This window comes from Peribacillus sp. P4_B1, assembly GCF_056402395.1.
On the sequence record NZ_JBFUHM010000153.1, the window covers coordinates 1 to 809 of the forward strand.

Here is an 809-nt window from a genome sequence, read left to right on the forward strand (position 1 = left end):
CATGGTCTCCCGGGCCGAGCGGTTCGCAATTCCCGCGGATTGGAAGGTGGAGGACAACGTCGTTCGTCGGGAGATGTTCCTCTGCATGTCAACCAACCCGTGCCCGAGCATCGCCAAACGCTGGGATGCCGGCAAAAAACTCACCATCGATGATTTGAAGGCCGTGAGCTCCACAGCCGGTGTCCCCATGACCATCGAGGGCACCTGCACCCGGAGGCCTAACGTCGGCGGGACAACGACGGTCTGCAGCACCTCGGGAACCGACGGGGAGTACGACTACAAGTTCAATGTGACCAGCCCGGACAAAGACGACTTGACGAACTTCGTGGTCCTCCTGGTCGAACCGCACAGCTGACGCCTCAGGAAAACTCGGCCACTGGTTTCTCTAGTCAGTAGATAAACCCGCAGGTACCCTGAGACCATTCGGGCCGCATCCGTGGCCTTGAGCCGCCGCTGGGGCGGCATTTTTCCAGTTCAGTAACCACTTGGGGGTAATTGCTGTGCGTCCAAAATCTCCGTTACGCATGACCGCGGCCGTCCTAACCGCTGCCTTGTCCGCCTTCATGCTCACGCCGCCGGCGACGGCTGCCGACACTGTCGTCGCCGACGCCTTGATCCGTGACTGCGCGAACGTCGAAACGGTCTTCGCCCGCGGTTCGGGCCAGATCCTCGGTGAAGATCAGGTGACACGCTTCCAGAGCCAGATCGATGACCGAATTAACGACACCCTGACCACGAACCACTATGAGCTCGGAACCCAGCTCGTCAACGGGTACCAGTACGCCGCGGTCCCCGTTGGCGTGGAGACC

Annotated in this window: 2 protein-coding genes; both read left to right on the forward strand. The window is 60.9% G+C overall.

What is annotated here, in order from left to right:
- Positions 1-355 (forward strand): hypothetical protein (locus AC1DVK_RS26990; RefSeq protein ID WP_477627832.1); only part of this gene is annotated, 355 nt, incomplete at its 5' end.
- A gap of 130 nt (positions 356-485) precedes the next feature.
- A partial coding sequence (locus AC1DVK_RS26995) for a hypothetical protein (RefSeq protein WP_477627833.1) occupies positions 486-809 on the forward strand: 324 nt, incomplete at its 3' end.